The sequence below is a fragment of the Escherichia ruysiae genome (assembly GCF_031323975.1).
GTDB classification, from domain to species: domain Bacteria; phylum Pseudomonadota; class Gammaproteobacteria; order Enterobacterales; family Enterobacteriaceae; genus Escherichia; species Escherichia ruysiae.
Genome location: NZ_JAVIWS010000001.1, coordinates 3,869,664 through 3,896,606, shown reverse-complemented (window position 1 = coordinate 3,896,606; position 26,943 = coordinate 3,869,664). Strand labels below are relative to the sequence as shown.

6 protein-coding genes and 1 pseudogene are annotated in these 26,943 nt (G+C 58.5%); 2 read left to right on the top strand and 5 right to left on the bottom strand.

What is annotated here, in order from left to right:
• The first annotated feature begins 115 nt into the window (after positions 1 to 115).
• Together RGV86_RS18655 and RGV86_RS18650 are read left to right on the top strand one after the other, a co-directional pair.
• Complete coding sequence (locus RGV86_RS18655) at positions 116 to 538, top strand: hypothetical protein (RefSeq protein WP_016231612.1); 423 nt, start codon at positions 116 to 118, stop codon at positions 536 to 538.
• A complete protein-coding gene (locus RGV86_RS18650; protein ID WP_000650964.1) occupies positions 535 to 738 on the top strand; it encodes a hypothetical protein in 204 nt (67 codons plus the stop codon). The genes RGV86_RS18655 and RGV86_RS18650 overlap by 4 nt, the downstream gene beginning before the upstream one ends.
• A gap of 4 nt (positions 739 to 742) precedes the next feature.
• Here RGV86_RS18650 and cueR read toward each other — a convergent pair whose 3' ends face one another.
• The 5 genes and pseudogenes from cueR to RGV86_RS18615 all read right to left on the bottom strand — a co-directional run bounded on the left by cueR (position 743) and on the right by RGV86_RS18615 (position 26,725).
• A complete protein-coding gene (cueR, locus tag RGV86_RS18645; RefSeq protein WP_001026747.1) occupies positions 743 to 1,150 on the bottom strand; it encodes a Cu(I)-responsive transcriptional regulator in 408 nt (135 codons plus the stop codon).
• Complete coding sequence (locus tag RGV86_RS18640; protein WP_001014327.1) at positions 1,147 to 2,322, bottom strand: HlyD family type I secretion periplasmic adaptor subunit; 1,176 nt, start codon at positions 2,320 to 2,322, stop codon at positions 1,147 to 1,149. The genes cueR and RGV86_RS18640 overlap by 4 nt, the downstream gene beginning before the upstream one ends.
• On the bottom strand, positions 2,319 to 4,481 hold the full coding sequence (locus RGV86_RS18635) for a type I secretion system permease/ATPase (RefSeq protein ID WP_085460468.1): 2,163 nt from the start codon (positions 4,479 to 4,481) through the stop codon (positions 2,319 to 2,321). The genes RGV86_RS18640 and RGV86_RS18635 overlap by 4 nt, the downstream gene beginning before the upstream one ends.
• 3 nt (positions 4,482 to 4,484) lie before the next feature.
• Positions 4,485 to 25,261 (bottom strand): annotated as a pseudogene (siiEA, locus tag RGV86_RS18630) (BapA-related adhesin SiiEA).
• A 108-nt stretch (positions 25,262 to 25,369) separates the two neighbouring features.
• Positions 25,370 to 26,725: a TolC family outer membrane protein gene (locus tag RGV86_RS18615; RefSeq protein WP_000113318.1), complete on the bottom strand. Its 1,356-nt coding sequence runs from the start codon at positions 26,723 to 26,725 to the stop codon at positions 25,370 to 25,372.
• Positions 26,726 to 26,943 lie beyond the last annotated feature (218 nt).

Here is a 26,943-nt window from a genome sequence, read left to right as displayed (position 1 = left end):
TTTTACCAGACACCTTATAAATACCAATAAAAAACAGAACTATTGAATAAATTAGAGCAAGGACGTTTGCCTAATATCACCTCTTCATTAATTCTCATATTATTTAAGGTTAACAATGATGAATAGCACCATTAAATCGATTTCCCTGCTGGCGTTAATCATGCTGGCTGGTTGTAGCTCTCCCGCGTCTCGCATTGCAGACTGCCAGGCGCAAGGCGTATCTCATGACACCTGTTATCTTGCCGAACAACAGCGTCAGGCGGCTATTTTAAGTGCATCCGAAGCGCAGGCATTTAAAAATGCAGAAGCCGCACAACATGCCCAGGCGACAAAGAAAGCCATTTATAAAGGATTTGGCATGACCTTTAGAATGAGCAGTAAGAACTTTGCTTATCTCAATGATTCATTATGTGCGATTGATGAAGATAATGCCGATGCCACAGTTTATCAGTCAGGTCTTTATAACGTCATTGTTTATCACCACACGGGAAAAGTCGCCTTAATGAAGGAAGGTCAGTTTGTGGGTTATTTAAAATGAAGGATGAAAAGAAAATATCCCTGACACATATTCTGATTATCGGTGCGTTTATTTTTGCCTTCTTGCAAGTAGTATTATTAGCCTCCCTGGTTCACGCGGTTAATGCCAGCAACGCAATACAGGAAGGCTTATTTCAGACGGGACGCATTATGGTAGAAAGTTTGCAGCATATTCTTTCGGTGCAAACGGGGATTAACTGATTTTTCACCCCGCCCGATGATGACAGCAGCCGGAGAGATTTTCGATAATCGGGCAGTCGGCGCTGTCATCGCCGGGGCAGGCATTCGCCAGCGCCAGTAACTGGTCGCGCATGGATTGCAGTTCTTCGATATGTCGCTCGATCTCCGCCACCTTCTCCAGCGTGCGCCGTTTTACATCAGCACTGTGGCGCTGCGGGTCGTTAAACAGATTCACCAGTTCGCCGCTCTCTTCCAGGTTAAAGCCCACCTGGCGCGCCTGGCGCAGTAAGGTCAGTTCGTTGAGATGCTGCTGCGTGTAGGTGCGATAACCATTTTCGCTGCGCATCGGTGGTGTCACCAGCCCCTTCTCTTCATAGAAGCGAATGGCTTTGCTGGTCAGGCCGGTAATTTTTGCTACATCGCTAATGTTCATCGTTCGCGCAACGCCTCCTGTGCTTTGTTAAAGGGTTTCAACAGATAATCCAGCACGCTCTTTTTGCCGGTGCGGATATCGACCGTCGCCACCATACCGGGAAATATCGGAAACTGCTGTTTGCTTTTATTTTCCAGATGGTTGCTGAAAGTGCGAATGTACACCCGATAGTAATAAACATCGCGCCGCACTTCATCCTGCACGGTATCCGGTGAAATCACCGCCACTTCTCCCGGCAGACCGCCATAAATGGAGTAATCGTAAGCGGTTATTTTCACCAGCGATTTTTGCCCAGGATGGATAAACGCCACATCGCGCGGGGAGATTTTTGCCTCAATCAGCAATTGCTCATCCAGCGGCACAATGGTCATCAGTTTACCACCGGGGGCAATGACGCCGCCAACCGTGGTGACATCAATATCCTGAACAATGCCACGAACTGGCGCAGTAAAGTTGAGCCTGGTGAGGGAGTCTTCACGCCCACGGATCACCGAACGCTGGGTTTCCACTTCCGCATTGGCTTTCGCTAACTCTTCCCGCGCCTGTACGTAGTATTGCGTGCGCACGTCGCTAAGTTTGTTTTCCAGTTCATTGGCCTGGCGTTGCAGGCGCAGCACTTCGACGCTGCTCGCAGCCCCTTGTTTCACCAGCGGCTGGGTCATCGCCAGTTCACGGTTGACCAGGCTAATCCCCTGCGTCAGCCCGGTGGTGGCTTTGTTCAACCCGTCGCGGCGAGTGTTGTACAACGCCGTTTCCGACTCGATAAGTTCGGGGAATTTATTCAGTTCGTCAGGGAAGACCAGCGGTTTATTACTCACTTCCGCCCGCAGCCGCGCCGAGGTTGCCAGCGCCGCGTACAAGCGCGACATCGCTTCCTGGACGTCGGATTCCGTTTTGGTGCGGTTAAGCTGCGCCAGCGGCTGGCCCTGTTCAACAATATCGCCAACCTTGACGTCGAGATGATACAGAATTCCGCCTTCCAGCGACTGCACCACCTGTTCGCGCCCGGAGGGTTCTACCGTGCCGCTGCCGGTGGTCACTTCATCAAGCTGGAAGTACCACGCCCAGCCGAGAAAACAGAGCAGCATTACGGCAGTCACGCGTACCGCCAGCGCCGAACGCGGCAGGCGAGGTTCAGTCAGGCCACGGTTGTATTGCAGTTGTCCGTTCATGCGGCAGACCCCTTATTCTTCTCCTGCAACACCACGCGTCGCGCCGTGGGTTCGCCCTGTTCACGCAAAATAGTCTCTTTCGCGCCGTCCATCACAATGCGCCCCTGATCCATCACGATTATCCTGTCCACCAGTTGCAGCATCGCCGTGCGGTGAGTGGCGATAATCAGCGTGCGATGCCCAATCCACTGTTTCAGTTGTTCGATTAAATACGCTTCCGCCATTTCGTCCAGCGAGGCGCTGGGTTCATCGAGCAGCACGATATTGGGTTGAGAGATGAGCAGCCGCGCCAGCAGCAGCGTTTGCCGCTGACCACCAGAGAGGCCAAATCCCCCTTCCTGAATCATGTAGTTGAGGCCGTTTTTCTGCTTCTGCACAAAGGGCAGCGCCCCGCTGAGGGTTAATGCGCGTTCGATATCTTCATCGCTGGCTTCCGGCATCCCCATAGTGAGGTTTTCCCGCAGCGAACCGAAGAACAGTCGCCCGGTCTGGCTGAGCAGCCCCATGTCGCGGCGCAGATCCGCCGGATCAAGCTGCCCGATGCTGATGTTATCCAGCAACACCTGCCCCTGCTGGGCGATACGCATTCCGGCGAGCATTTGCAGCAGCGTTGATTTACCCGCGCCGTTGCGCCCAAGAATGGCTATTTTCTCACCAGCCTGAATGTTGAGTTTGCCAATCGCCACATCGGCAATCTTCTCTTCTTCGTCGTAATAAAACACCGCGTTGCTGAACTGATAATTGCCGTGCAGCACCGCTTTATGCACCAGTTTGCCGTGTTCCGGCTGATCCACCGGGCGCTTCATCAGTTCATCAAGGCCATTACGCGCCACTTTTGCCTGCTGCCAGCGCGAGAGCACGCCGGATATCTGCGACAGCGGCGCGATGGTACGCGAAGCCAGGATCGTCGTCCCGACCAGTGCGCCGGTGGTCATGTCGCCGTTCATCACCATAAAACAGCCCACCAACAGCACCACGACGTAGACTATGGATTGCACTTCCTGGGTCCAGGTGAGCAGTAGCCCGGTGAGAAAACGTTGCTTCATGCTGATGGACGAGGCCACGTCGTTGGTGTGATTCCACTGATTCTGAAAACGCTGTTCAGCGCGCAGCAGTTTAATGTCTTCAATCGACTGCACGGCTTCCACCAGCGTAGCGTTACGCACCGCCGACTCGCGCATCCCTTCGTTCGCCAGCCGCGCCAGCGGGCGTTGTACCAGCAGGCCGGGGATCACCAATAACGGCAGCGCCAGCAAAACCACCAGCACCAGCCAGCCGCCAATCATCCACAAAATAAAGACAAACAGCAGGAAGAACGGCAGATCCGCCACTGCACCAATGGTGGTGGAGGTGATCAGCTCCCGCACCGATTCCAGTTCGCGGATCTGCGAGATAAACGATCCGGTGGATTTCGATCGCACGTTGTTTTTCAGCCGTAATGCGTGACCAAAAACGCGATCCGAAATGCGCAGATCCGCCCGCTTGCCGATCACATCGGAAAGGTGCGTGCGCACCATGCGCATACAGAACTCAAACAGGATCGCCATCATCACCCCGGCGAACAGCACCCACAGCGTCGGGTACGACTGCGCCGGAACGACGCGGTCGTAAACCTGCATCGAGAAAATCATCGCCGCCAGCGCCAGCACGTTCGCCACCAGCGAGGCCAGCATAATGTCGCCATAGCGCCGCCAGTCTTTCAGCGACAGATTCCAGAACCAGTTCGCCTGATACGGGCGAATATAGTCATCCACGCGCGCGTCGGGGATGGCGCTGAGCGGGCGCAGTAGCGCCAGTTCGACGATTTTATCTTCAATATCCGCGACGTTAAGCGTGGTTTCCAGCCCTTCGTCACCGCTGAACTGAACGCTGATATTGTCGTGGTTATCGCGGCGGGTGATCACGCCAATCTGCTGATTATCAAACACGGCGATCAACGGCAGTCGCCACGGGTTAAGCGAATCGGCGGAAAACTCCACCAGCCGTAACCCCATTCCCAGCTGCCGCGCCATATCGGTGAGCAACTCCTCCCGCTTACTGTCGCGCTCCCAGTTGACGGTCGCGCGCACGTTCTCCTGAGAAAAATCAAGGCGGTAATAACGCGCCACGGCGATCATCGCCTCCAGCCAGGCTTCCACGGACTGGGCATTTTTTTTCATTCTCTACACCACCATCAACTGATGATTCGCCAGCAAAGTGGCGAGGTCGGTATGCACGCCCGTCAGCGTGACCACGTTAGTTGCCGCAAAAGTGCCGCCCGTGCCGTCGCGGTCGATCTGCACGATGGTGTCGCTGCCGCTCTGGGTGACTTTGACAAAATCACCGATGTTCCCGGCCTGCGCATCCAGCGTTGCCACGCCGTTGACGTAGCTGGCTTTGCCGTTGCCGGTGTAGCCGCTGCCCTGTAACAACTCGCGGATATCAATGCGATCGGTGTCGGCGGTGCCTTCCCATGTCCCTACCGTAAAGCCATTCACCACGTCTGAGCCGTTGCCGCCGGTAGCGTCACTGGCGTTGAGCAGTTTATAGAGCAAGGTATCATGACCGCCGTTTCCGATGTTAAGGGTGTCGTTGCCGCCGCGCCCTTCCAGTTGGTTATCGCCGCTGCTGCCGGTCAGAGTGTCGTTAAAATTCGAGCCGGAAATGCCTTCGATATTGGTAAATGTCGAGGTGTTAAAGCCAGTAGCCTGCGCGGCGGTGCTGCTTAAGTTCGCGGTCACGCCCACCGTCGAGAGGCGGAAATCAACCACGTCCATCCCGCCATTCGCCAGCCAGGTTCCGGTACCGGAGCTGTACACCCAGCCGCCGGAACCGTCGTAGGTATCGGTGCCTGCGGTGGCAAAGAAGGTGTCGTTATAACCGGTGCCGACGAACTTGCCGTTGTTGCTCGCGGTACCCGCTTCGGCGCTGAGATCGTAAGCGTGGGTGGCATCGGTGGCCTGTAAGCCGCCCCAGCTGGTGTTGACCGTCTGGTCGATATTGCTGGCTGTGGTGCCGGTGGATTTGATCAGCACCGCGTTATAGGTTTCTCCGGCGTTCAGCCCGTAGAAGTTGACCAGCGCCGAGGTATCGTTAACCCCCATCCCCGACTGTGGATTGATAATTTGCGTGGCAACCAGCACACCCGCCGAGTTGTACAGTTTTACGGTATTGCCGTAATAGACGTTAATGCCGTTGGGATCGGTAATGCGCAGGTGCAGCGAAGTGCCGTAGCTCACCGTGTTGGTGTTGCGGATCAGGAACACGCTGCCCGACTGTTTGGTTACCAGTACATCCACCGCACCGTCCCAGTCGTAGTCCATTGCCGCCACGCCGCTGGTAGTGCCGCTCTGGCTGCCGCCGAGTACCGACTGCGTCCAGTTGCTGGCTCCGCCAACGTTGGTGTAAAGGTAGGATTGTCCGGTCTGGGCAATACGGGCGATATCCATCAGACCGTCGTGGTTCCAGTCCACCGCCAGGCTAAACTGGCTGGCGTAGGTGGTTGCCGTTGCCCCCACCGCCACCGGATTTCCCAGCACGCCGTTGGTGTTGAATAACAGGGAGCCGTAGTTAGCTCTTCCCTGGCTGGCGGGCAGGAAGAGATCCATATCGCCGTCGCCATCGAAATCCGCCCAGGTCATGGAGACAGACGTCGAGTTGCCGCCGCTGCCCGCCGTGCTGAGGAAGGTATTGATGGTGTTCTGCCCCCAGACAAACGTGCCGTTGCCCTGGCTGATGAGCGAGGACAGCGTGTAATAGTTATTCAGGTTGAAAGTGTGCTGAACCAGGTCAATCCTGCCGTCGTTGTTAAGATCAACGCCAGAACCCTCGTTGAGCGAAAGATACCCCGTCACCGCCCCGCCGACCGTGGCGCTCCCCCCGTTGTTAGTCACGGTAGAGTTCCCCGTCAGCACGCCCGCGTTGTTCCACAGGAAGGTATTGGAGTCTGGCCCCCCGGCGTCGCCAATCCAGAAATCAAGATAGCCGTCGCCCTCTTTATCAAACGCTACTACCGAGCCATACCACGTCAGAGTGCCAACGGCGACCAGAATGGCACTGGAAAACGTGCCGTCGCCGTTATTGGTAAAGCCGTTGATATAGCCCGTGCCGTAATCATCACGGGTAATAAACAGATCGCCCGTACCGTTACGGTCGTAATCGGCAATGGAACTGGTGGCGTAGTTGTTGCCGCTCTGATACAGCGTCAGGGCGGTCTTCGACCAGGTAAGCGGGTCGGTAGATTGCATCACCTGCTGGTTGGCCAGCACCGTCCACATTCCGTGCGTGTCGAGGCCGTAGGTCAGCCCCCAGGCAGTTGTTTTATTGGCGGTCGTCCAGGCTGGCGTGTAATCAATTGCCGCGTTGACTGTCACCGTGCCATTGCTGACGTTGGCGGTGTTGCCGTTGCCCGCCGAGCTTTTCACCTGCGCGGTGACGTTATAAGCAGTTGCGGACGCTGCCAGCGCGTCGGTATCCGGCAGTTGCACATACCAGGTATTGTGCGCCGGATCGACCACTACCGCGCCGCCCGGCTGTGAGGTGTAGGTTTTGCCGTTGATCACCACTTCGACGTACTGCCCACTGGCAAGCGCAGCGGTGATTACGCCGCTGATAATTGGCGTGGTGTCACGCGTGGTCTGGCTGGTGATTTGCGCCAGCGTCGTCGGAATAGAGGTATCGACTGTCAGGATAAAATCACTGGAGGAGGTGATATTCCCCGCCAGATCCACCACTCGCGCGCTGTAGGTATAGGCACCGCTGACCAGACCACTGTCGCTGTAGGTCCAGTTCAGTGCGCCGACCATCGTTACCGCGCCTAACAACAAGCCATTGCGGTAGAGGTAAACCACTTCGCCGCTGGCCAGCGGAGCGGAGAGCACGCCGTTCAGCAGTGGCGTGGTGTCGTCGGTAGCCTGCGCACTGCTTAACGTCCCCTGCCGCTGCCCGACATCATCGGTATACGACACAATACCTGGCGTGGCGGTGGGGTTAATCGTATCGACCACCACCGTTTTCGACACCACCGGGCCGGTATTTCCCGCCAGATCCAGCACCCGCACCTGATAAACGTAGCTGCCGTCGATCAATGTGCGGCTGTCGGTGTAAGTCCACTGCGTGCCGTTGGTGGTGAGCGTAGTCCAGGTCGCGCCGCCATCAAGGCTAATCTGCGCTACTTCGCCGCTGGCAAGCCCCGCTCCCAGCGAACCGGTTAGCGTGAGCGAGGTATCGCTGGTGATAAAGTCAGTTGCCGAGCTCCCCGTGTCGGTGCTGATGCTGGCGATGGTCAACACCTGCGCCGGGTTAACGGTATCAATCTGCGCCGACTGGCTGCCGGTGGCACCAACGTTGCCCGCCAGATCGACCACCCGCACCAGCCAGGTTGTCGTGCCGTTAGTCAACGTGCGCCCATCAGCGTATGTCCAGTTAAGGCCGTCTGCCGCCAGCGTCACGTTCACCCAGGTTGCGCCGTTGTCGGTACTGATTTGCGCGAATTCGTTAGCGCCGAGCGCCGCGCCCAGCACGCCGCGCACGGTAAGCGTAGTATCGCTGGTAATAAAGTCGCTGCTGCTGGCTCCGGTGTCATCGCTGATACCGGTAATGGTGATGCTTTTCGCCGCTTCCGGGCTGGTGGTATCGACCACCACGTTTTGCGTCGCGGTCTGCCCGACGTTCCCCGCCAGATCCACCACCCGCACCGTGTAGTTCCAGGTGCCGTCGGTAAGCGTGCGACCATCGGCATAGCTCCAGCTGGTGCCGATAACGGTTAACGTAGTCCAGGTAACACCGCCGTCGAGGCTGATTTGTGCCCGTTCATCTGCCGCCAGCGCCGCGCCGAGTGTACCGCGCACGGTCAGCGTCGTGTCGCGAGTAACAAAATCGCTGCTGCTTAAGCCGGTGTCATCGCTAATGCCCGCAATGACGATGGTTTTGCTCGCCAGCGGCGCGCTGGTGTCAACGGTGACAATCTGGCTGGCGGTCGCGCCGATATTTCCGGCGGTGTCGATAACCCGCACCTGATAGTTGTAGTTGCCGTCAGTCAGCGTGCGCCCATCAAGGTACGTCCAGGTCAAACCGCTTACCGAAAGATTCTGCCAGGTGGTGCCGCCATCGATACTGATTTGCGCGAACTCGCCGGCAGAAAGAGTCGCGCCCAGCGTGCCGCTCACCGCCAGCGTCGTGTCGCTGGTGATAAAATCGTTAGTGATCAATCCAGTATCGGTGGTGATCGCGCTGATGGCGATGGTTTTCACCGCTGGATCTGGCGCGATGGTGTCGATCACCACGTTCTGGCTGTCAGTCGCGCCGACGTTGCCCGCCGCATCAATCACCCGCACCTGATAGAGATAGTTGCCATCAGTCAGCGTGCGGCTGTCGTTATAGCGCCAGGTCGTGCCGGTCACGGTGAGCGTGCTCCAGGTTGCGCCGCCGTCGATACTGATTTGCGCCGTCTCGTTACTGGCAAGCGCGGCGGTGAGTGAGCCATTGACCACCACCGGGCTGACGCTGGTGATAAAGTCGCTGGCGCTAAGGCCGGTGTCGGCTTGCAGGGAATCGATATTAATCCCCATCGCCGGGGCGCTGAGATCGACGGTGATAGTGTGATTGCTGCTGCCGGTGTTGCCAATGGCGTTAGTGACCGAGGCGTTAATCACATAGGCGTTGCCATCCGCCAGCGCGGTGACATCGGCGCTGGCAAGAGTGTAGCTCCAGCTACCGCCGGTCTGCACCGTGGTGGTGTAGGTTTTGCCGTTTAAGGTAAGAGTCAGCGTCTGGCCGACCGGCGCGGTGGTGGTGCCGCTGATAACCAGAGACGAACCGTGTTCCGCCGCGTTCACCACATCATCGCCCGCAAAGGTGTTGATGGTGACGGTGGGGACGTCGCCGTTCAACGTGACGCCACGGCTGGCGCTGCCGGGGTTTCCGGCCTGATCGCTGACCGACGCGCTAATGGTGTAGCTGCCGTCGCTTAATCCGGCAAACTGCTGCGCCGGAATAAATACCGACCAGTTTCCGCCGCTGCCAACCGTTGCGCTCCAGCTCTGACCGTTAAAGGTGACGGTTACCGTCTGGCCCACTTCGGCGGTGGTGGTGCCGCTGATAGTTTGCCCGGCGAGCTGTTCGGCGTTGTTGATAATATCGTCGCCCGCTACCGTGGCGATGGTCACCGTCGGCGCAGCGGTGTCGACGGTCAGGGCGTGCGTGGTTTGACCGGGGTTACCGGCGCGATCGTTCACGCTGGCGGTGATGGTCTGCGCGCCCTGCCCGAGCGTTGCCAGATCCGCCGCAGGTACGTTCAGCGCCCAGGTGCCATTGGCGGCTACCGTGGCGGTATAGGTTTTGCCGCCAAAGGTCACGGTGACCGTCTGCCCCACTTCCGCGCTGGTCGATCCATTAAGGGTTAACGGCTGCTGTTGTTCGGCGGCGTTGAGTCGGTCGTCAGTTGAAACGGTGTTGATGCTGATAACCGGTGCGGTGAGATCCACCGCCACGCTGCGCGAGGCCGTGGCGCTGTTTCCGGCGCTGTCCTGAGCGGAGGCGCTAACCGTATAGCTGGTGCCATCCGCAAGCGCCGCAACGTCTGCCGCTGGCACATTCACGCTCCAGCTCCCGTTGCTTTGAATGGTGGCGCTGTAGCCTTTGCCGTTAAGCAACACGGTCACCACTGTGCCTGTCGCAAAATTGGTGCCGGTGCCGCTAAGGGTCAGCGCACTGCCTGCTTCGGCGGCGTTAATGAGGTTATCGCCGCTGATGGTGCTGACCGAGAGCGATACCGCCGCCGTATTCACCTGCACGTTGTGGGTCTGCGTGCTGCTGTTGCCTGCGCTGTCGGTGATGGTGGCGCTGATGGTCACCGTGCCATCCGCAAGACCGGAAATTACGCTGGCAGGCACGCCGACGCTCCAGTTGCCGCTGGCATCGGTGCTGGTGACATACTGCTGCCCGGCGATGGTCACCACCAGGCGGTCGCCAGCTACCGCGCCCGTGGCGGTGCCGCTGATAATCTGCGCCTGGGTGTGTTCGACGTTGTTAATCACATCATCGCCCGCCACGGTGTTAAAACTGATCACCGGCGCGGTGGTATCGACGGTTACGCCTTTACTGGCGCTGCCAGGGTTACCCGCCAGATCGCTGACCGTAGCGGTCAGGGTGTAGCCATTATTGGCAAGCGCGGTTAAGTCGCCGGCAGGCAGCGTTAAGCTCCAGCTCCCGTCTGCCTGCACCGTGGTCTGGTAGTTACTGCCGTTAAGCGTGACGGTCAGCGTCTGCCCCGTCTCCGCCGTGCTGGTGCCGGAAACCGTCACACCTGCCGCCGCTTCGCTGGCGTTGATGATGTTATCGCTGGCAATGGTGTTGATGGTCACCGTTGGCGCGGCGCTATCGACGCTGTATTCATGCGTTGCCGTGGCGCTGTTGCCGTTAACGTTTGTCACCCGCACCTGGGCGCTGGCATCGCCATCACGCAGAGCCGCCATATCCGCTGCCGGAACGGTGGTGCTCCAGCTACCGTTTGCCGCCACCGTGGTGGTGTAGGTTTTACCGCCAAAGGTGACGGTGACGGTTTGCCCCGCTTCGACGCCGGAGGTGCTGCCGGAGAGCGTTAACGCTGCACTTTTTTCAACGGCATTAATCACATCATCGCTGGTGATGCTGTTCATGCTGATGGCGACGGCGGTGAGATCAACGGTCAGCGGATGGGTAATACTGGTTTGCGTTCCGGCACTGTTCGCCCCGCTAACGGTAATATTCAGCGTTCCCGCAGGCCAGTTGCTGACATCCGCCGCCGGAACGCCGACGCTCCAGGTGCCGTTCGCCAGCACCGTGGCGGCGTAAGTTTGGTTATTTATCACCACCGTCAACGCCGTGCCTGCCGCAAAGCCGGAACTGCTGCCGGTAATCACCTGCGCCTGACCGTGTTCGATGATATTGACCACATCATCGCCAGCGACAGTATCGACCCGCAGACCGGGCAGACTGGCATCGATGGTGATATCGCGCGTGCCGCTGCCGGTATTGCCAACGGCGCTGGTCACCGAGGCGTTAACCGTTAACTCACCGTTACCCAGCGCCTGCCAGTCGGCGGCTGGTACGCTCACATTCCAGCTTAAATCTGGCTGGACGGTGGCGGTGTAAGTTTTACCGCCCAGTTCAACGGTGACGGTGCTGCCCGCCGCCGCCCCGGTGACCTGGCCGCTGATGGTTTGCGCACTGCCTGCTTCGGCGGCGTTGATAATATCGTCCGTCGCCACCGGATTGATGGTGACGCCCGGCAGCGCGGTATTGACCTGTACGTTATGGCTGGCGGTGCTGCTGTTGCCCTGAGCGTTGGTGACGCTCGCCGTGACGCTGTAGGTGGCCTCACCCAGCGTACTGACCGCCGAGGCAGGAACGGTGACGCTCCAGTTGCCGGAGGCGTCGGTGGTGGCGCTGTAGTTTTGTCCGTTCAGCGTGACGGTGATCGCCGTACCCGCAGGCTGATCGCTGGTGCCGGAAAGCGCCAGATCAGATCCTTTTTCCGTCGCGTTGATCACATCATCGCCCGCGATGGTGTTGATACCAATCACTGGCGCTGTGAGGCTGACGGTAACGGTGCGGCTGGCGTCATCGCTGTTGCCCGCCCGATCGCTGACGCTGGCAGTGATGGTCTGTGCGCCGCTACCCAGCGCCGTCACATCCGCCGCCGGTACTCCGACGCTCCAGTTACCGGAGGCGTCCAACGTGGTGGTGTAGGTTTTGCCGTTGAGCACAACGCTCACCACATCGCCCGCTTCCCCGCCGCTGCTGGTGCCGGAGATCACCAGCGCCTGCGCGTGCTCGGCGTCGTTGATGATGTCATCGCCTGCCACGGTGTTAATGGTGAGAACCGGTGCGATGGTGTCTATCGCCAGATTATGGCTGGCGCTGCCGGGGTTGCCCGCTTTGTCGTTGACCGTGGCGCTGACGGTGTAATTGCTTGCGGTGAGCGCGCCTAAGGCTGAAGTGGGAACACTGACGCTCCAGCTACCGTCCGCCTGTACGTTCCCGCTGTAGGTTGCGCCATTAAGGGTGACGGTCACCGTCTGCCCGGTTTCGGCGGTGCTGGTGCCGCTGATGGTGAGCGGGCTTCCGGCCTCCGTAGCGTTCAGGATATCGTCGCTGGCGATGGTGTTAATGGTGAGCGTTGGCGCACTGGCATCGACGCTGTACGCATGGGTCGCCGAAGCGTTATTGCCGCTCGCGCTGCTGACGCTGGCCTGCACGTTCGCCGCGCCGTCTGGCAGAGTTGCCAGATCTGCCGCCGGAACCGTTACGCTCCAGCTTCCGTTGGCGGCGACGCTTGCGGTGTAGGTTTTGCCGCCAAAAGTGACGGTGACGGTTTGCCCGCTTTCAATCCCGCTGGTGCTGCCGGAAAGGGTCAGATCGGCACCTTTTTCAGCGGCATTAATTACGTCGTCGCTGGCAACGGTGTTGATGCTGATAGCCACCGCTGTTAAATCGACGGTGAACGGATGGCTGACGCTGACCGGGTTTCCGGCGCTGCTCTGCCCTGCTACCTCAACGGTTAACGGCCCCGCAGGCCAGGCGCTGACGTTTGCCGCCGGAATACCTACGCTCCAGCTACCATCCGCCTGTACCGTGGCGGCATAGGCCGTGCCGTTGATGGTGACCGTCAGCACGGCGCCGGTATTCAAACCGCTACTGCCACCAGTGATCACCAGCGCCTGTCCGTGCTCTATGCTGTTGACGATATCATCGCCCGCGACGGTATCCACGCGCAGACCTGGCAGGTTGGCGTCAATGGTGATATCTCGCGTGCCGCTACCGGTGTTGCCACTGGCGTTGGTGACCGAAGCGGTAATGGTCAAATCACCATTACCCAACGCCTGTAAATCGGCTGCCGGAACGCTGACGCTCCAGCTTAAATCAGCCTGAACTTGTGCAGTATAAGTATTGCCGCCCAGCGTGACGGTCACCATATCGCCTGCGGCGGCGCGGGTCACCACCCCGCTGATGGTTTGATCGGCGCCCGCTTCAGCGGCGTTGATAATATCGTCGCCCGCCACGGTGTTGATGGTGACGCCCGGCAGGCCGCTGTCGACCAGTAAATTCGCCTGGCTGCTGGCGGTGTTACCCTCCGCGCTGGTAGCACTGGCGCTGACGGTATAGTTGGCCTGGCCTAAGGCCGCCAGATCGCTCACCGGTACGGTTAACGTCCAGTTGCCCGCCGCGTCGGTGGTGGCGCTGTAGTTATGACCGTTGAGCGTGACGGTAACCTGTGCGCCGGTCGCCAGCCCCGTACTACTGCCGCTGATGGTCAACGGCTGACCTTTTTCATCGGCGTTCAGGACGTTATCGCCGCTGATGGCGTTAAAGGTAATGGTTGGCAGCCCGGTATTGACCGTCACCTGATGGGTGGCGCTGCCGCTGTTACCCCCGGCATCGGTGACGCTGGCGTTGATGGTGACCGTGCCGTTTGCCAGCGCCGAAACGACGCTCGACGGTACGCCGACGCTCCAGTTACCGCTGGCATCCAACACGGTGGTGAAGGTATTGGTGCCGATAGTCACCGTCACGGTGCTACCGGTTGCCGCACCCGTGGCGGAGCCGCTGATAATCTGCGCCTGGGCGTGTTCAGTCGCGTTGATCACATCATCACCCGCCACCGTGTTGATGGTGACAACCGGAACGGAAGTATCCACCGTCAGGTTATGGTTAGCGGAGGCCGGGTTTCCGGCTTTGTCGCTCACCGCCGCGCTGACGGTGTAGTTACTGGCGGTCAAGGCGCTTAAGTCGGCTGGCGGCACGCTGACGCTCCAGCTGCCGTCCGTCTGTACGGTGCCGGTATAGTTTTCGCCATTGAGGGTGACGGTCACCGTCTGCCCCGCTTCCGCCGTACTGCTGCCGGTGATGGTCAGCGCCGATCCGGCTTCGGCGGCGTTAAGAATGTCGTCGCCCGCAATGGTGTTAATGGTCACCGTTGGCGCGCTGGCATCGACGCTGTACGCGTGGGTCGTGGTGGCGCTGTTGCCGTTAACGTTGCTGACGCTGGCCTGTGCGCTGGCATCGCCATCACGCAGGGCTGCCATATCCGCCGCCGGAACTGTGGTGCTCCATAAACCGTTCGCCGCGACGCTTGCAGTGTAGTTTTTGCCGCCAAAGGTGACGGTGACCGTTTGCCCGGCCTCCACGCCGGACGTGCTGCCGGAGAGCGTTAACGCCGCGCCTTTTTCGGCGGCGTTAATCACATCATCAGCGGTAATGGCGTTGATGCTGACGGCAATCGCCGTGAGATCGACGGTGACCGGGTGCGTGACGCTGACCGGATTTCCGGCGGTGGTGCTACCACTCGCCGTAATCGTGACCGTCCCCGCAGGCCAGGCGCTGACATCCACCGCCGGAACGCCGACGCTCCATGAACCATCGGCTAAAACCGTTGCGCTATAGTTCTGGCTATTAATCGAAACCGTGAGTACGGCACCCGCTGCCAGACCAGAACTGCTGCCGGTTACCACCAGTGCCTGACCGTGCTCGATGATATTCACCACATCATCGCCAGCGACGGTATCGACCCGCAGACCTGGGAGATTAGCGTCAATGGTAATGTCACGCGTACCGCTGCCAGTATTGCCCACGCTGTTCGTCACCGAAGCCGAAATGCTCAACTCGCCGTTGCCCAACGCCTGTAAAGCGGCTGCCGGAACATTAATACTCCAGCTTAAATTGGCCTGCACTGTCGCCGTGTAAGTCTCGCCACCCAGCGTGACGGTCACCGTGTCGCCCACCGCCGCGCCTGTAACCTGACCGCTGATAGTTTGATCTACCCCAGCTTCGGCGGCGTTAATAATATCGTCCATTGCCACAACGTTAATGGTGACGCCCGGCAGCGCGGTATTGACCTGTACGTTATGGCTGGCGGAACCGCTGTTGCCAGTGGAGTCAGTAGCGGCGGCGGTCACGGTATAAGTCGCTTCACCAAGCGTACCAACCGCAGACGCCGGAACGGTCACGCTCCAGTTACCGGAAGCATCGGCTGTGGTGGTGTAATTTTGCCCGTTGAGCGTCACGGTTACCTGCGTGCCCGCAGGCTGGTTGCTGCTGCCGGAAATCGCCAGATCCGCGCCTTTCTCGGTGGCGTTGATGATGTCGTCGACGGCGATGGTGTTAATGCCGAGTACCGGAGCACCGAGCGCCACGCTGACGATGTGCGAGGCTGTGCCGCTGTTGCCTGCGGAGTCGGTGACCGTGGCGGTAATGGTCACATCGCCCTGCGCCAGTGCGGAAATCACGCTGGCAGGTACGCCGATGCTCCAGTTGCCGTTGGCGTCCAGCACTGTGGTGTAGGTGGTCGTGCCAATCGTCACGGAAACCGTGTTACCTGTGGTCGCGCCCGTTGCCGAGCCGCTGATAATCTGCGCCTGGCTGTGTTCCGTGGCGTTAATGATGTCGTCGCCCGCCACCGTGTTGATGGTGACGACTGGGGCAATCAGATCCACCGCCAGATTATGCGTTGCCGAGGCCGGATTTCCGGCTTTGTCGCTGACCGCCGCGTTGACGGTATACGAGCTGGCGGTGAGATTCGCTAAATCGCCAGTTGGTACGCTGATGCTCCAGCTTCCGTCTGCTTGTACGTTGCCGCTGTAATTGACGCCGTTTAGCGTCACGGTCACCATCTGCCCGGCTTCTGCCGTGCTGGTGCCGCTGATGGTCAGCGCCGTTCCGGCTTCGGCGGCATTAAGAATATCGTCCGTGGCGATGGTGTTGATGGTGACAGAGGGCGCGGTGGCATCAACGCTGTAAGCATGTGTTGTCTGGGCAATGTTGCCAGCTACGTTGCTGACGCTGGCTTGAACGTTTGCTGCACCGTCCGGTAAAGCCGTGAGATCGACGGCTGGGATTGTCATCCCCCAGGTATTATCCGCAGCAACCGTCGTGGTGTAGCTTTTGCCGCCAAAAATAACGGTAATAGTCTGCCCCGCCTCCACGCCGAAGGTGGTGCCGGAAAGCTGCAAATCACTGCCCTTTTCGGCGGCGTTAATCACATCATCAGTGGAAAGGGGGTTGATGGTAATCGCCACGTCGGCGAGATCGACCGTGACCGGATGGCTAATACTGGTAGTTGTTCCGGCGGTGTTAGTGCCTGTAACCGTAATATCGACTGTCCCCGCAGGCCAGTTAGCGACATCCGTCGCCGGAACGCCCACGCTCCAGGTGCCATCGGCTAATACCGTTGCGCCATAGGTGACGCTGTTGATTTCCACGGTTAGTGGCGTCCCCACCGCCAGTCCGGTACTGCTACCAGTGACAACCAGCGCCTGACCGTGTTCGATAATATTGACCACATCATCGCCTGCCACGGTATCGACGCGCAGACCAGGCAGGTTGGCGTCTATCACGATGTCGTGCGTGGCGGTGCCGGTATTGCCTGTGGTGTTGGTCACCGAGGCGCTGATGGTCAGCTCACCGTTACCCAACGCCTGCAAATCTGCCGCCGGCACGCTGACACTCCAGCTTAAATCTGGTTGCACGGTAGCGGTATACTGGTTGCCACCAAGCGTGACCGTCACCGTATTCCCCGCCTGCGCCGTCCCCGTTACCTGGCCGCTAATAGTCTGGTTAACACCGCTTTCAGCCGCGTTGATAATGTCATCGCCTGCCACGGTATTAATGATCACCCCAGGCAGGAGCGATTCGACATTCACCGTATGGGTGGTGCTGCCGTTGTTGCCCGCGCTGTCGGTAGCACTGGCGCTAATCTGGTATACCGCCTCGCCCAGTGCGCCGACTGCCGAAGCAGGCACGGTAATGCTCCAGTTGCCAGAACCATCGGTGGTGGCGCTGTACGCCAGGCCGTTCAACATCACGGTGACCGTGGTGCCGGTCGCCAGACCGCTGGAGCCGCCGCTGATGGTCAGATCCTGGGTTTTCTCGGTATTGTTAATGATGTCATCGCCGGAGACGGTGTTGATGGTCAGCGTCGGGCCGCTGAGATCAACGGTCACATCGTGAGTCGTGCTGTCGCTGTTGCCCGCGCGATCGCTCAGGCTGGCGGTGATCGTCTGGCTTCCGGTTGCCAGCGCCGTGACATCCGCCGCCGGAATGCCCACACTCCAGTTACCTGAGGCGTCCAGCGTAGTGGTGTAGTTTTTACCGTTCAGCGTGACGGTTACCACATCCCCCGCCGCCGCGCCCGTGCTGGTGCCGCTCACCACCAGCGCCTGACCGTGTTCGATGGCGTTGATAATGTCATCGCCCGCGACGGTATTAATGGTGAGATCCGGCGCGGTGACATCCACCGCCAGTGCGTGGTCGGCGCTTGCCGGGTTACCCGCTTTGTCGCTTACCGTGGCGGTCACGGTATAGCTGCTGGCGGTTAATCCGCTTAAATCCGCTGCCGGAACATTCACGCTCCAAGTGCCATCCGCGAGAACGGTGGTCTGGTATGTGTTGTTATTGAGCGTGACGGTCAGCGTCTGTCCGGCCTGTGCCGTGGTGGTACCGCTGATGGTTATCCCCGCGCCCGCTTCGCTCACGTTGAGAGTATCGTCGCTGGCGATGGTGTTGATGGTCACAAGCGGTGCGGTGGCATCGACGCTGTACGCGCGATCCGCCTGGGCATTATTGCCGTTAATGTTGCTGACGCTCGCCTGCACGTTGCCCGCGCCGTCCGGCAGCGCAGCGAGATCGGCAGGCGGCACATTCACCGTCCAGCTGCCGTTGGCCTCCACGGTGGTGGTGTAATTTTTACCACCAAAGGTGACGGTTACCGTCTGCCCGGCTTCCACACCGCTGGTGCTGCCGCTTACGACCAGCGTTTCGCCTTTTTCGACGGCGTTGATCACATCATCACCAGAGAGAGTGTTAATGGTGATGGCGACCGCCGCCAGATCGACGGTAACCGGATGGGTAATGGTGGAGGTTGTTCCGGCGCTGTTGGTGCCGCTTACCATGATATCCACCGTACCCGCAGGCCAGTTGCTAACGTCTGCCGCCGGAACACCGAGGTTCCATGTGCCGTCGGCTAACACCGTCGCGCCGTAAGTGACGTTATTGATAACGACCGTTAACGCGGTTCCCACCGTTAATCCGCTGCTGCTCCCGGTGATCACCAGCGCCTGATTGTGCTCAATGCTGTTAATAACATCATCGCCCGCCACGGTATCGACCCGCAGGCCAGGTAGATTGGCGTCGATAGTGATGTCTCGCGAACCGTTGCCGGTGTTGCCGACGACGTTGGTCACCGAGGCGTTAACCGTCAAGGAGCCGTTACCCAGCGCCTGAATATCCGCCGCCGGAACGCTGACGCTCCAGCTTAAATTAGCCTGCACCGTGGCGGTGTAGGTATTGCCGCCCAGCGTAATGGTGACCGTATCTCCCTGCGCCGCACCCGTGACCTGGCCGCTGATGGTTTGCGCGTTTCCGGATTCAGCAGCGTTAATAATATCGTCGGTCGCCACCGCGTTAATGGTGACAGCAGGCAAGGCGCTGTTGACCAGCACATTATGGCTGGCGGAATTACTGTTGCCTGCCGTGTCAGTGACGTTTGCCGTTACCGTGTAGTTGGCTTCACCCAGCGCGCTAACCGCCGAGGCTGGCACCGTGGCGATCCAGTTGCCGTTGCTATCGGTAGTGGCAGTGTAATTTTGCCCGTTCAGCGTCACCGTAACCGTAGTGTCCGCTGGCTGATTACTGGTGCCGGTGATTTGCAGATCCGCACCTTTTTCCGTGGCGTTAATCACGTCATCCGTAGCAATGGTGTTGATGCCAATTGTCGGCGAGGTGAGATTCACAGTAACCGTGCGGCTGGCGTCGTCGCTGTTGCCTGCCGCGTCGGTAATGGTCGCGGTGATGGTTTGTGCGCCGCTGCCCAGCGCAGTGACATCTGCCGCCGGAACGCCGACGCTCCAGTTGCCGGAAGCGTCCAGCGTGGTGGTGTAGGTTTTACTGTTTAACGTGACGGTGATGACATCGCCCGCTTCGCCACCAGTGCTGGAACCGGAGATCACCAGCGCCTGCCCGTGCTCGGTAGCGTTAATTATGTCATCGCCGGAGACAGTGTTGATGGTCAGCACTGGAACAGTGAGATCCACCGCCAGGCCGTGAGTGGCGGTCGCCGGGTTACCCGCTTTATCGCTTATCGAGGCGCTGACCGTGTACTGGCTGGCGGTCAGATTGCTGAGATCCGCCGTCGGTACGCTGACGCTCCAGCTGCCGTCCGCCTGGACGGTGCCAGTATAAGTCACGCCATTAAGGGTAACGGTGACCATCTGCCCCGCTTCGGCGGTAGTGGTGCCGCTGATGGTTAACGGATTGCCCGCCTCGGCGGCGTTAAGAATATCGTCAGTGGCGATGGTGTTAATGGCAAGCGTCGGTGCCGTGGCATCGATGCTATAGGCGTGTGTCGCCGAAGCCGTGTTGCCGTTAACGTTGCTGACGCTGGCCTGTACCGTGGCGTCGCCATCGCGTAACGCGTTGAGATCGGCGGCAGGCACGGTGGTTGTCCAGCTACCATCGCCCGCTACGGTCGCGGTATAGGTTTTTCCGCCAAAGGTGACGGTGACCGTTTGCCCCGCTTCCACGCCAGAGGTGCTGCCGGACAGGGTTAAATCTGCCCCTTTTTCGGCGGCGTTAATCACATCATCACCGGAAACGGTGTTAATGGAGATCGCCACCGCCGCCAGATCGACGGTGACCGGATGGGTGATAGTGACCGGGTTTCCGGCGCTACTGGCACCTGAAACCGTGATATTCACCGTCCCCGCAGGCCAGTTGCCCACATCTGCCGCCGGAACGCCAACGCTCCATGTGCCATCGGCTAATACTGTTGCAGCGTAAGTGACCGTGTTAATCACCACCGTCAGTGCCGCGCCCGTCGCCAGCCCACTGCTGCTACCGGTGATCACCAGCGCCTGAGCGTGCTCGATGCTGTTGACCACATCATCGCCCGCCACGGTATCAACGCGCAGACCCGGCAGGTTGGCGTCTATCACAATATCGCGCGAACCGCTGCCGGTATTGCCAACGCCGTTGGTTACCGAGGCGTTAACCGTGAGAGAGCCATTGCCCAGCGCCTGCATATCTGCCGCCGGAACGTCCACGCTCCAGCTTAAATTGCCCTGCACGGTGGCGGTGTAGGTTTTCCCGCCCAGCGTTACGGTGACGGTATCGCCCGCCGCCGCGCCCGTCACCTGGCCGCTGATGGTCTGCGCCACGCCCGATTCGGCGGCGTTAATAATATCGTCGCTCGCCACCGGATTAATGGTGACACCAGGCAGCGCGGTATTGACCTGCACGTTATGGCTGGCGGAATTGCTGTTACCTGCGCTGTCGGTGACGTTCGCCGTCACCGTGTAGCTGGCTTCGCCCAGCGCACCTACTGCGGAAGCGGGCACCGTGGTGCTCCAGTTACCTGCTGCGTCCGTCGTGGCGGTGTAATTTTGCCCGTTAAGCGTCACCGTAATTGCGGTGCCTGCGGGCTGGTTGCTGGTGCCGCTGATTTGCAGATCCGCGCCTTTTTCCGTGGCGTTAATCACGTCATCGGTGGCGATGGTGTTAATGCCAATGGTCGGCGCGGTAAGGTTAACGGCGACCGTGTGCGTCTCGCTGTCGCTGTTGCCCGCCGCATCGGTAACGCTCGCCGTTACGGTTTGTGAACCGCTGCCCAGCGCAGTGACGTCCGCCGCCGGAACGCCGACGCTCCAGTTGCCGGAGGCATCCAGCGTCGTGGTATAGGTTTTACTGTTTAGCGTGACGGTGACGACATCCCCCGCTTCTCCACCGGTGCTGGAACCAGAAATCACCAGCGCCTGCCCGTGTTCGGCGGCGTTAATAATATCGTCGCCCGCAATGGTGTTGATGGTGAGTACCGGAACGGTGAGATCCACGGCCAGATTATGCGTGGTGCTCGCCGGGTTGCCCGCTTTGTCATTGACCGTCGCGGTCAGGGTGTGGCTGCCATCGGTCAACGCTGCGAGATCTGCCGCAGGAATATTGATGCTCCAGCTGCCGTCGGCCTGTACCGTTGCCTGATACGTCTGCACGGTCGGGCTGTTAAGCGTTATCGTAACAATCTGCCCCGCTTCGGCGGTGGTGCTGCCGCTCACCGTCACGCCCGCATCGGCTTCGCTGCCGTTGACGATATTGTCGCTGGCAACGGTATTGATAATGATGGTCGGCGCGCTGCTATCGACGCTGTAGTTATGCACCGCCGAGGCGCTATTGCCGTTGACGTTGCTGACGCTGGCCTGCGCGGTGGCGCTACCATCGGTTAATGACGCTAAATCGGCAGCGGGTACAGTGGTTGTCCAGCTACCATCGCCTGCAACCGTGGCTGTGTAATTTTTACCGCCAAAAGTGACGGTGACCGTTTGTCCGGGTTCTACGTTAGTGGTGGTGCCGGAAAGGGTTAAATCAGCGCCTTTTTCTGCGGCGTTAATCACATCGTCCGTGGCGATGGTATTGATGGCGATCGCCGCCGGTGTGAGATCGACCGTAACGGAATGGGCGATGCTCACCGGATTTCCCGCGCTACTTTCCCCGGACACGGCAACCGTCACCGTCCCCGCAGGCCAGGCGCTAACCTGCGCCGCCGTCACGCCCACGCTCCAGCTACCATCGGCCTGCACCGCAGTGGTGTATTCGACGTTATTAATCGTGACGGTAAGCGGCGTGCCTTCAGCCAGCCCCGAGCTGCTGCCGGTGACCACCAGTGCCTGCCCGTGCTCGATGATATTGACCACATCATCACCCGCTACCGTATCGACCCGCAGGCCAGGCAGATTGGCGTCGATGGTGATATCCCGCGAGCCGCTACCGGTGTTGCCGTTTTGATTGGTGACCGAGGCATTAACCGTTAAATCACCATTACCCAGCGCCTGAATATCTGCTGCCGGAACGCTCACGCTCCAGCTTAAACCAGCCTGAACGGTAGTCGTGTAGGTATTACCGCCCAACGTAATAGTTACCGCGTCGCCAACGGCTGCACCAGTCACCTGTCCGCTGATGGTTTGCGCAGCGCCCGCTTCGGCGGCGTTAATAATATCGTCGCTCGCCACAGGATTAATGGTCACGCCGGGCAGCGCGCTATCGACCAGCACGTTATGGCTGGCGGTGGCGCTGTTGCCAATACTACTGGTCACCGCTGCCGTCACCGTGTAGTTGGCCTGGCCTAATGCGGTTACCGCCGACGCCGGAACGGTGACGCTCCAGTTGCCGGAGGCGTCGGTCGTGGTGGTGTAATTTTGCCCGTTCAGCGTCACGGTGATGGCGGTATTAACAGGTTGATCGCTGGTGCCGGTAATTTGAACATCGGCTCCTTTTTCGCTGGCGTTAATCACATCATCGCCAGCAATGGTATTAATTCCAACCACTGGCGCGGCGGTATTAACCGTGACGGTGAGTGCCTGGCTGCCGCTGTTTCCGGCGCGGTCAGTCACTGAAACGTTGATCGGATAACTGCCGTCCACCAGCCCGCTGACAACGGAAGCCGGAACGCCCAGGCTCCAGTTGCCGGAAGCATCCACCACCGTGGTGTAATCCACATTATTCAGCGTAACGGTGACAACATCGCCAGCCTGCGCGCCGGTAACCGTGCCGCTGATGATTTGCGCCTGGGTATGTTCCGGCGTGTTAATGACGTTATCGCTTGCCACCGGATTAATGGTCACCACAGGCGGCGTGGCATCGACCAGCGCCACGCGTGAAACGCTGCTCGGGTTACCAGCAACATCGTTCACGCTGGCGGTGACCGTGGCGTTGCCGTCAGCCAGTGCGTCAACGTTGGCGGCGGGAACCGTCACACTCCATGTGCCATCTGGTTGCACGATGCCCTGATACGTCTGCCCGTTAAGCGTCACCGTTACCGTCTGCCCCGGCTGGGCGTCAGTGGTGCCAGTGATGGGCAGATCCTGCCCGCTTTCGGCGGCGTTGATGATGTTGTCGGCGGTCAGTGGATCAATGCTTAAGGCCGGCGCCTGGCTATCGACGGTAATGGTGCGGGAGGTGTTGCCGGTATTACCACTGAGATCCGTCACAGAAGCGGTAATCGCTACGGCACCGTCAGGCAGATCACCCATATTGGCAGCGGGTACTGTCAGACTCCAGGAGCCATCGGCCTGCACGGTAGTGGTAAAACTCTGTCCAGCCAGGGTTACTGTGACGGTTTGTCCTGTCTCGGCCTGTTGAGTGCTACCGGTAAGGGTCAGTGGCGCACCTTTTTCTGCGCCACTGATAATGTCATCGCCGGAGACGGTGTTAATGGTGATCAACGGAGAAACACCTACCAGCGTGATTGCACGAGACGCCGCGCCGGTATTTCCGGCGGCATCTGTCACGGTGACGAAAATCGTATTGGCTCCGCGATCCAGCGTGCGGGTTACCGCCGGATCCAGCGCCACATTCCAGCTACCGTCTGCCAGCACGACGCCCGTCAGGACATGAGCGCCCAATTTCACAGTCACCGTATCGCCAGGAGAAGCACCGCTGACATTTCCGGAGATGATCTGTGCGACGGCCTGTTCGGCATTATTAAGAATATCGTCGCCCGCCACGGTGTTGACGTTAATCGTCGGCGCGCTGGTATCTACCACGAAATTCGCGCTGTTGCTGGTGGTGTTTCCTGCCCGGTCGCTGACGCTGGCATTTACGGCGTAGTTACCATCTGCCAGCGCCTGCACTTCTGCGGCAGGCAGCGCCACCTGCCATGTGCCATCGCTACCGACGGTTGCTGTATGGCTTTTACCATTTACTGTCAGTGTAACGATTTGCCCGGCTTCAGCATTCGAAGTCCCGCTCAGTACCAGCGCGGCGTTATGTTCTGCGGCGCTGACAATGTTGTCCTGGGCGATAGTGTTGATAGCAAGCGTCGGCGGCTGAGTATCGACGGTTAACAGCTGCGCGCCGGTGACCGTATTGCCCGTGGCATCTTTCCCGCTGACCAGCACTGCCTGATTCCCTTCGCCTAACGCCTGGGCGTCAGCGGTCGGCACCTGCACGCTCCACGCGCCGTTAGCACCTACGCTGGTCGTGTAGGTTTTACCGTTTAGCGTGACGCTGAGTTCTGTTCCCTGCGGCAAGTTGCTCGTCGTACCTGAAAGCGTAAATCCGGCGGCCTGTTCGCTGGCGTTAATAATGTTATCGCCTGCGGTGGTGGCGACCTGCACGCTGGCCTGGCTGTCGTCGATGGTTAACGTTATCGAACCAGCGTCAGTGATGGTGCTGCCGACAATTTGCACCACTGACCAGGTATGTTCACCTGCGCTTTGCGTGGGTAAAGAGACACTCCAGTGCCCGTTGCTGTCTACCTGAGTACTGGCAATAGTATTGCCGTTACTGTCTTTAATCTGGATGGTCGCACCCGCCTGCCCGCTACCGCTAAAGGTTGGCGTGGTGTCATCGGTGATGTCATTGGTGGCGAGAATACCGCGCTGATCGCCCTGATTATCGGTGACTAAAAATGACGGGGTTGCATTGCCTGGCCGGTGGGTGGCGGAGGGTTGTTAACCACTTCAGTTTTTGAATCGTCATCGCCACCGCTTGCCAGTAAAGCGCCAAGCGCACCGCCACCTACCGCCGCACCGGCTAACCATCCCCACGGGAAGGTGCTGGTCTGAGCAACGGTATCAAGAAATGGCGCAATGCTTTCAATAGCGGTGGTCTGGGCGCTCAGTTCTACGGGGGCTAATCCCCCCGCTGCGGCATCGGCAAAGGTGACGTGGGTTAGCTGTTGCCCATCAGCAAACACCAGTTCCGATTGTTCAGTGGTATTTGCCGCTTGCAGGAAATAGCCGTTGCAACGGATAACCGTGCCATCCTGCATATAGATCAACAGATCATTTCCTTCGCGAACGTAACGCGCAACGGCAGATGCCTGAGCATGAACCTGCACCACAGAGGGCTCATAAATAACAACCGTAACGCCGCCAGGATTAATCAGCGTTTGTTTGACGGATGTTTTACGCGAAATAACATCAATAATCAGGCTCATAATGGCATTCCTGATAAATGGCGCACATCCTTAGCGAGTCCATTTATCTAAATAAGACAAAGGTAATAACTCAACAACGATGCCTACCTGATATTAATAATGGCAGGATTATTTTAAATCGGGTAAGTCGTTGTATAAGCCCTGTTTAATTCCCGCTAATGGAATAAGGTTATTAACCGCAGCGGCATAATTTACTGCGGCAACCCAGCCATCATAACTGGCATTTATTTCAGCCGATTGCGCCTGAAAGACATCTTGCTCGACGGTTAATAGATCATTCAGACTGCGTTTACCTAATTTATATTCATTTTGATACACATCTCGCGTTTTGTGTGCACTTTCGGATTGCGCTAAACCGGCTTCTTCGCGCCCCCGTGCGCCAGTCCAGTTGGCATACGCCACTGATGCCCGTTGTAATACATCCAGTTTTGCCTGTTCGACCTGCGAGGCGGAGATTTTTTGTTGCCCTTCGGCCTGTTGTACCTGGGCAGAAACCGCACCGCCCTGATACAACGGCGCGTTAACGTTCAGCTGTAACTGGTCGTCCCAGTACGAGCGATCGCTGGTCTGGTAGCGCGTTTTGCCTCCCTGAATACTGAGCGTCGGCCAGTATTGCGCTTTGGTTTTTTCCACGCCGTACTGTGCCGACTGGCGTAAATTTTCTGCCGCCAGCACCAGCGGAATGGACTGGTAATCAATATTTTTTAGCGATACCGGCTGCTCGGCTAATTCCGCAGGTGGCGCGGCTATCGCCTCCGGCTGTACGCCAGTCAGCACCGCCAGTTGCGCTTTGGCGCTCGCCATTTGCGCCTGATATTGCTCCAGCGTCGAGCGCATTCCGGCAATGCGTGTCTGAGCCTGCAATTCATCAGAAGATGAGTTCAGGCCGGCGTTGGCGCGTAGTGCCGCCATGTTGTAGACATTTTCCAGCGAGTGGATATTACGTTGAGCCGCATCGCACAAAGCCTGATAACGGCTAACTTCCATATAGGTGGTCGCCGTTTTCTCTGCGACATCGGTTAGGGTTGCCATCAATTTAAATCGGTAGCTGTCACGAGCGGCAGTTTGCAGTTTGATATCGTTGTTCGTTTTACCAAAGTCATACACCAACTGCGTCAGGGTTATGCCATACGAAACGTTGTTATCAAGCCTGCCGCTGGAGTCCGTTTGTCGGGACGGCCCCGCGTTACCGGTTAAGCCAACGTGCGGATACCAGGCACTTTTGGCTTCATCGATTTGCGCTTCGCCAATACCTATCTGCGCCGCCTGTTGGGTGACGTCGGGGTTTCGCGCAAATGCGCGTAATATACTTTCCTGTAAGGATAAACTGGCAACCGACGTAACCGCAGGGGCGTTAGCCCATTGTGGTAATGGCGCTGCAAGCGCGTTTTCTCCCATCACAATAAAACTTATTAAAAATATCAGGCATTTATTTTTACGGTTTTTTAATTGTAATCGCGCCATAGATAAGTCACTTCCTTCCAGGTCATTATTTTAACTGGTTTTTATAACCAGCCTCATTTTATTTAAGAAGGGTAATAACTTGTGCATCTCTTTCGTTTTTATTCCCCCTATTAAAAGAAATGCAGCTAAAAAGCTTATACGTTATTTATTAAGAATACACTACGAGTTTTAGATTACCATCATCCGCATTGAGAATAATCCATAGTAAGAAGTGATAA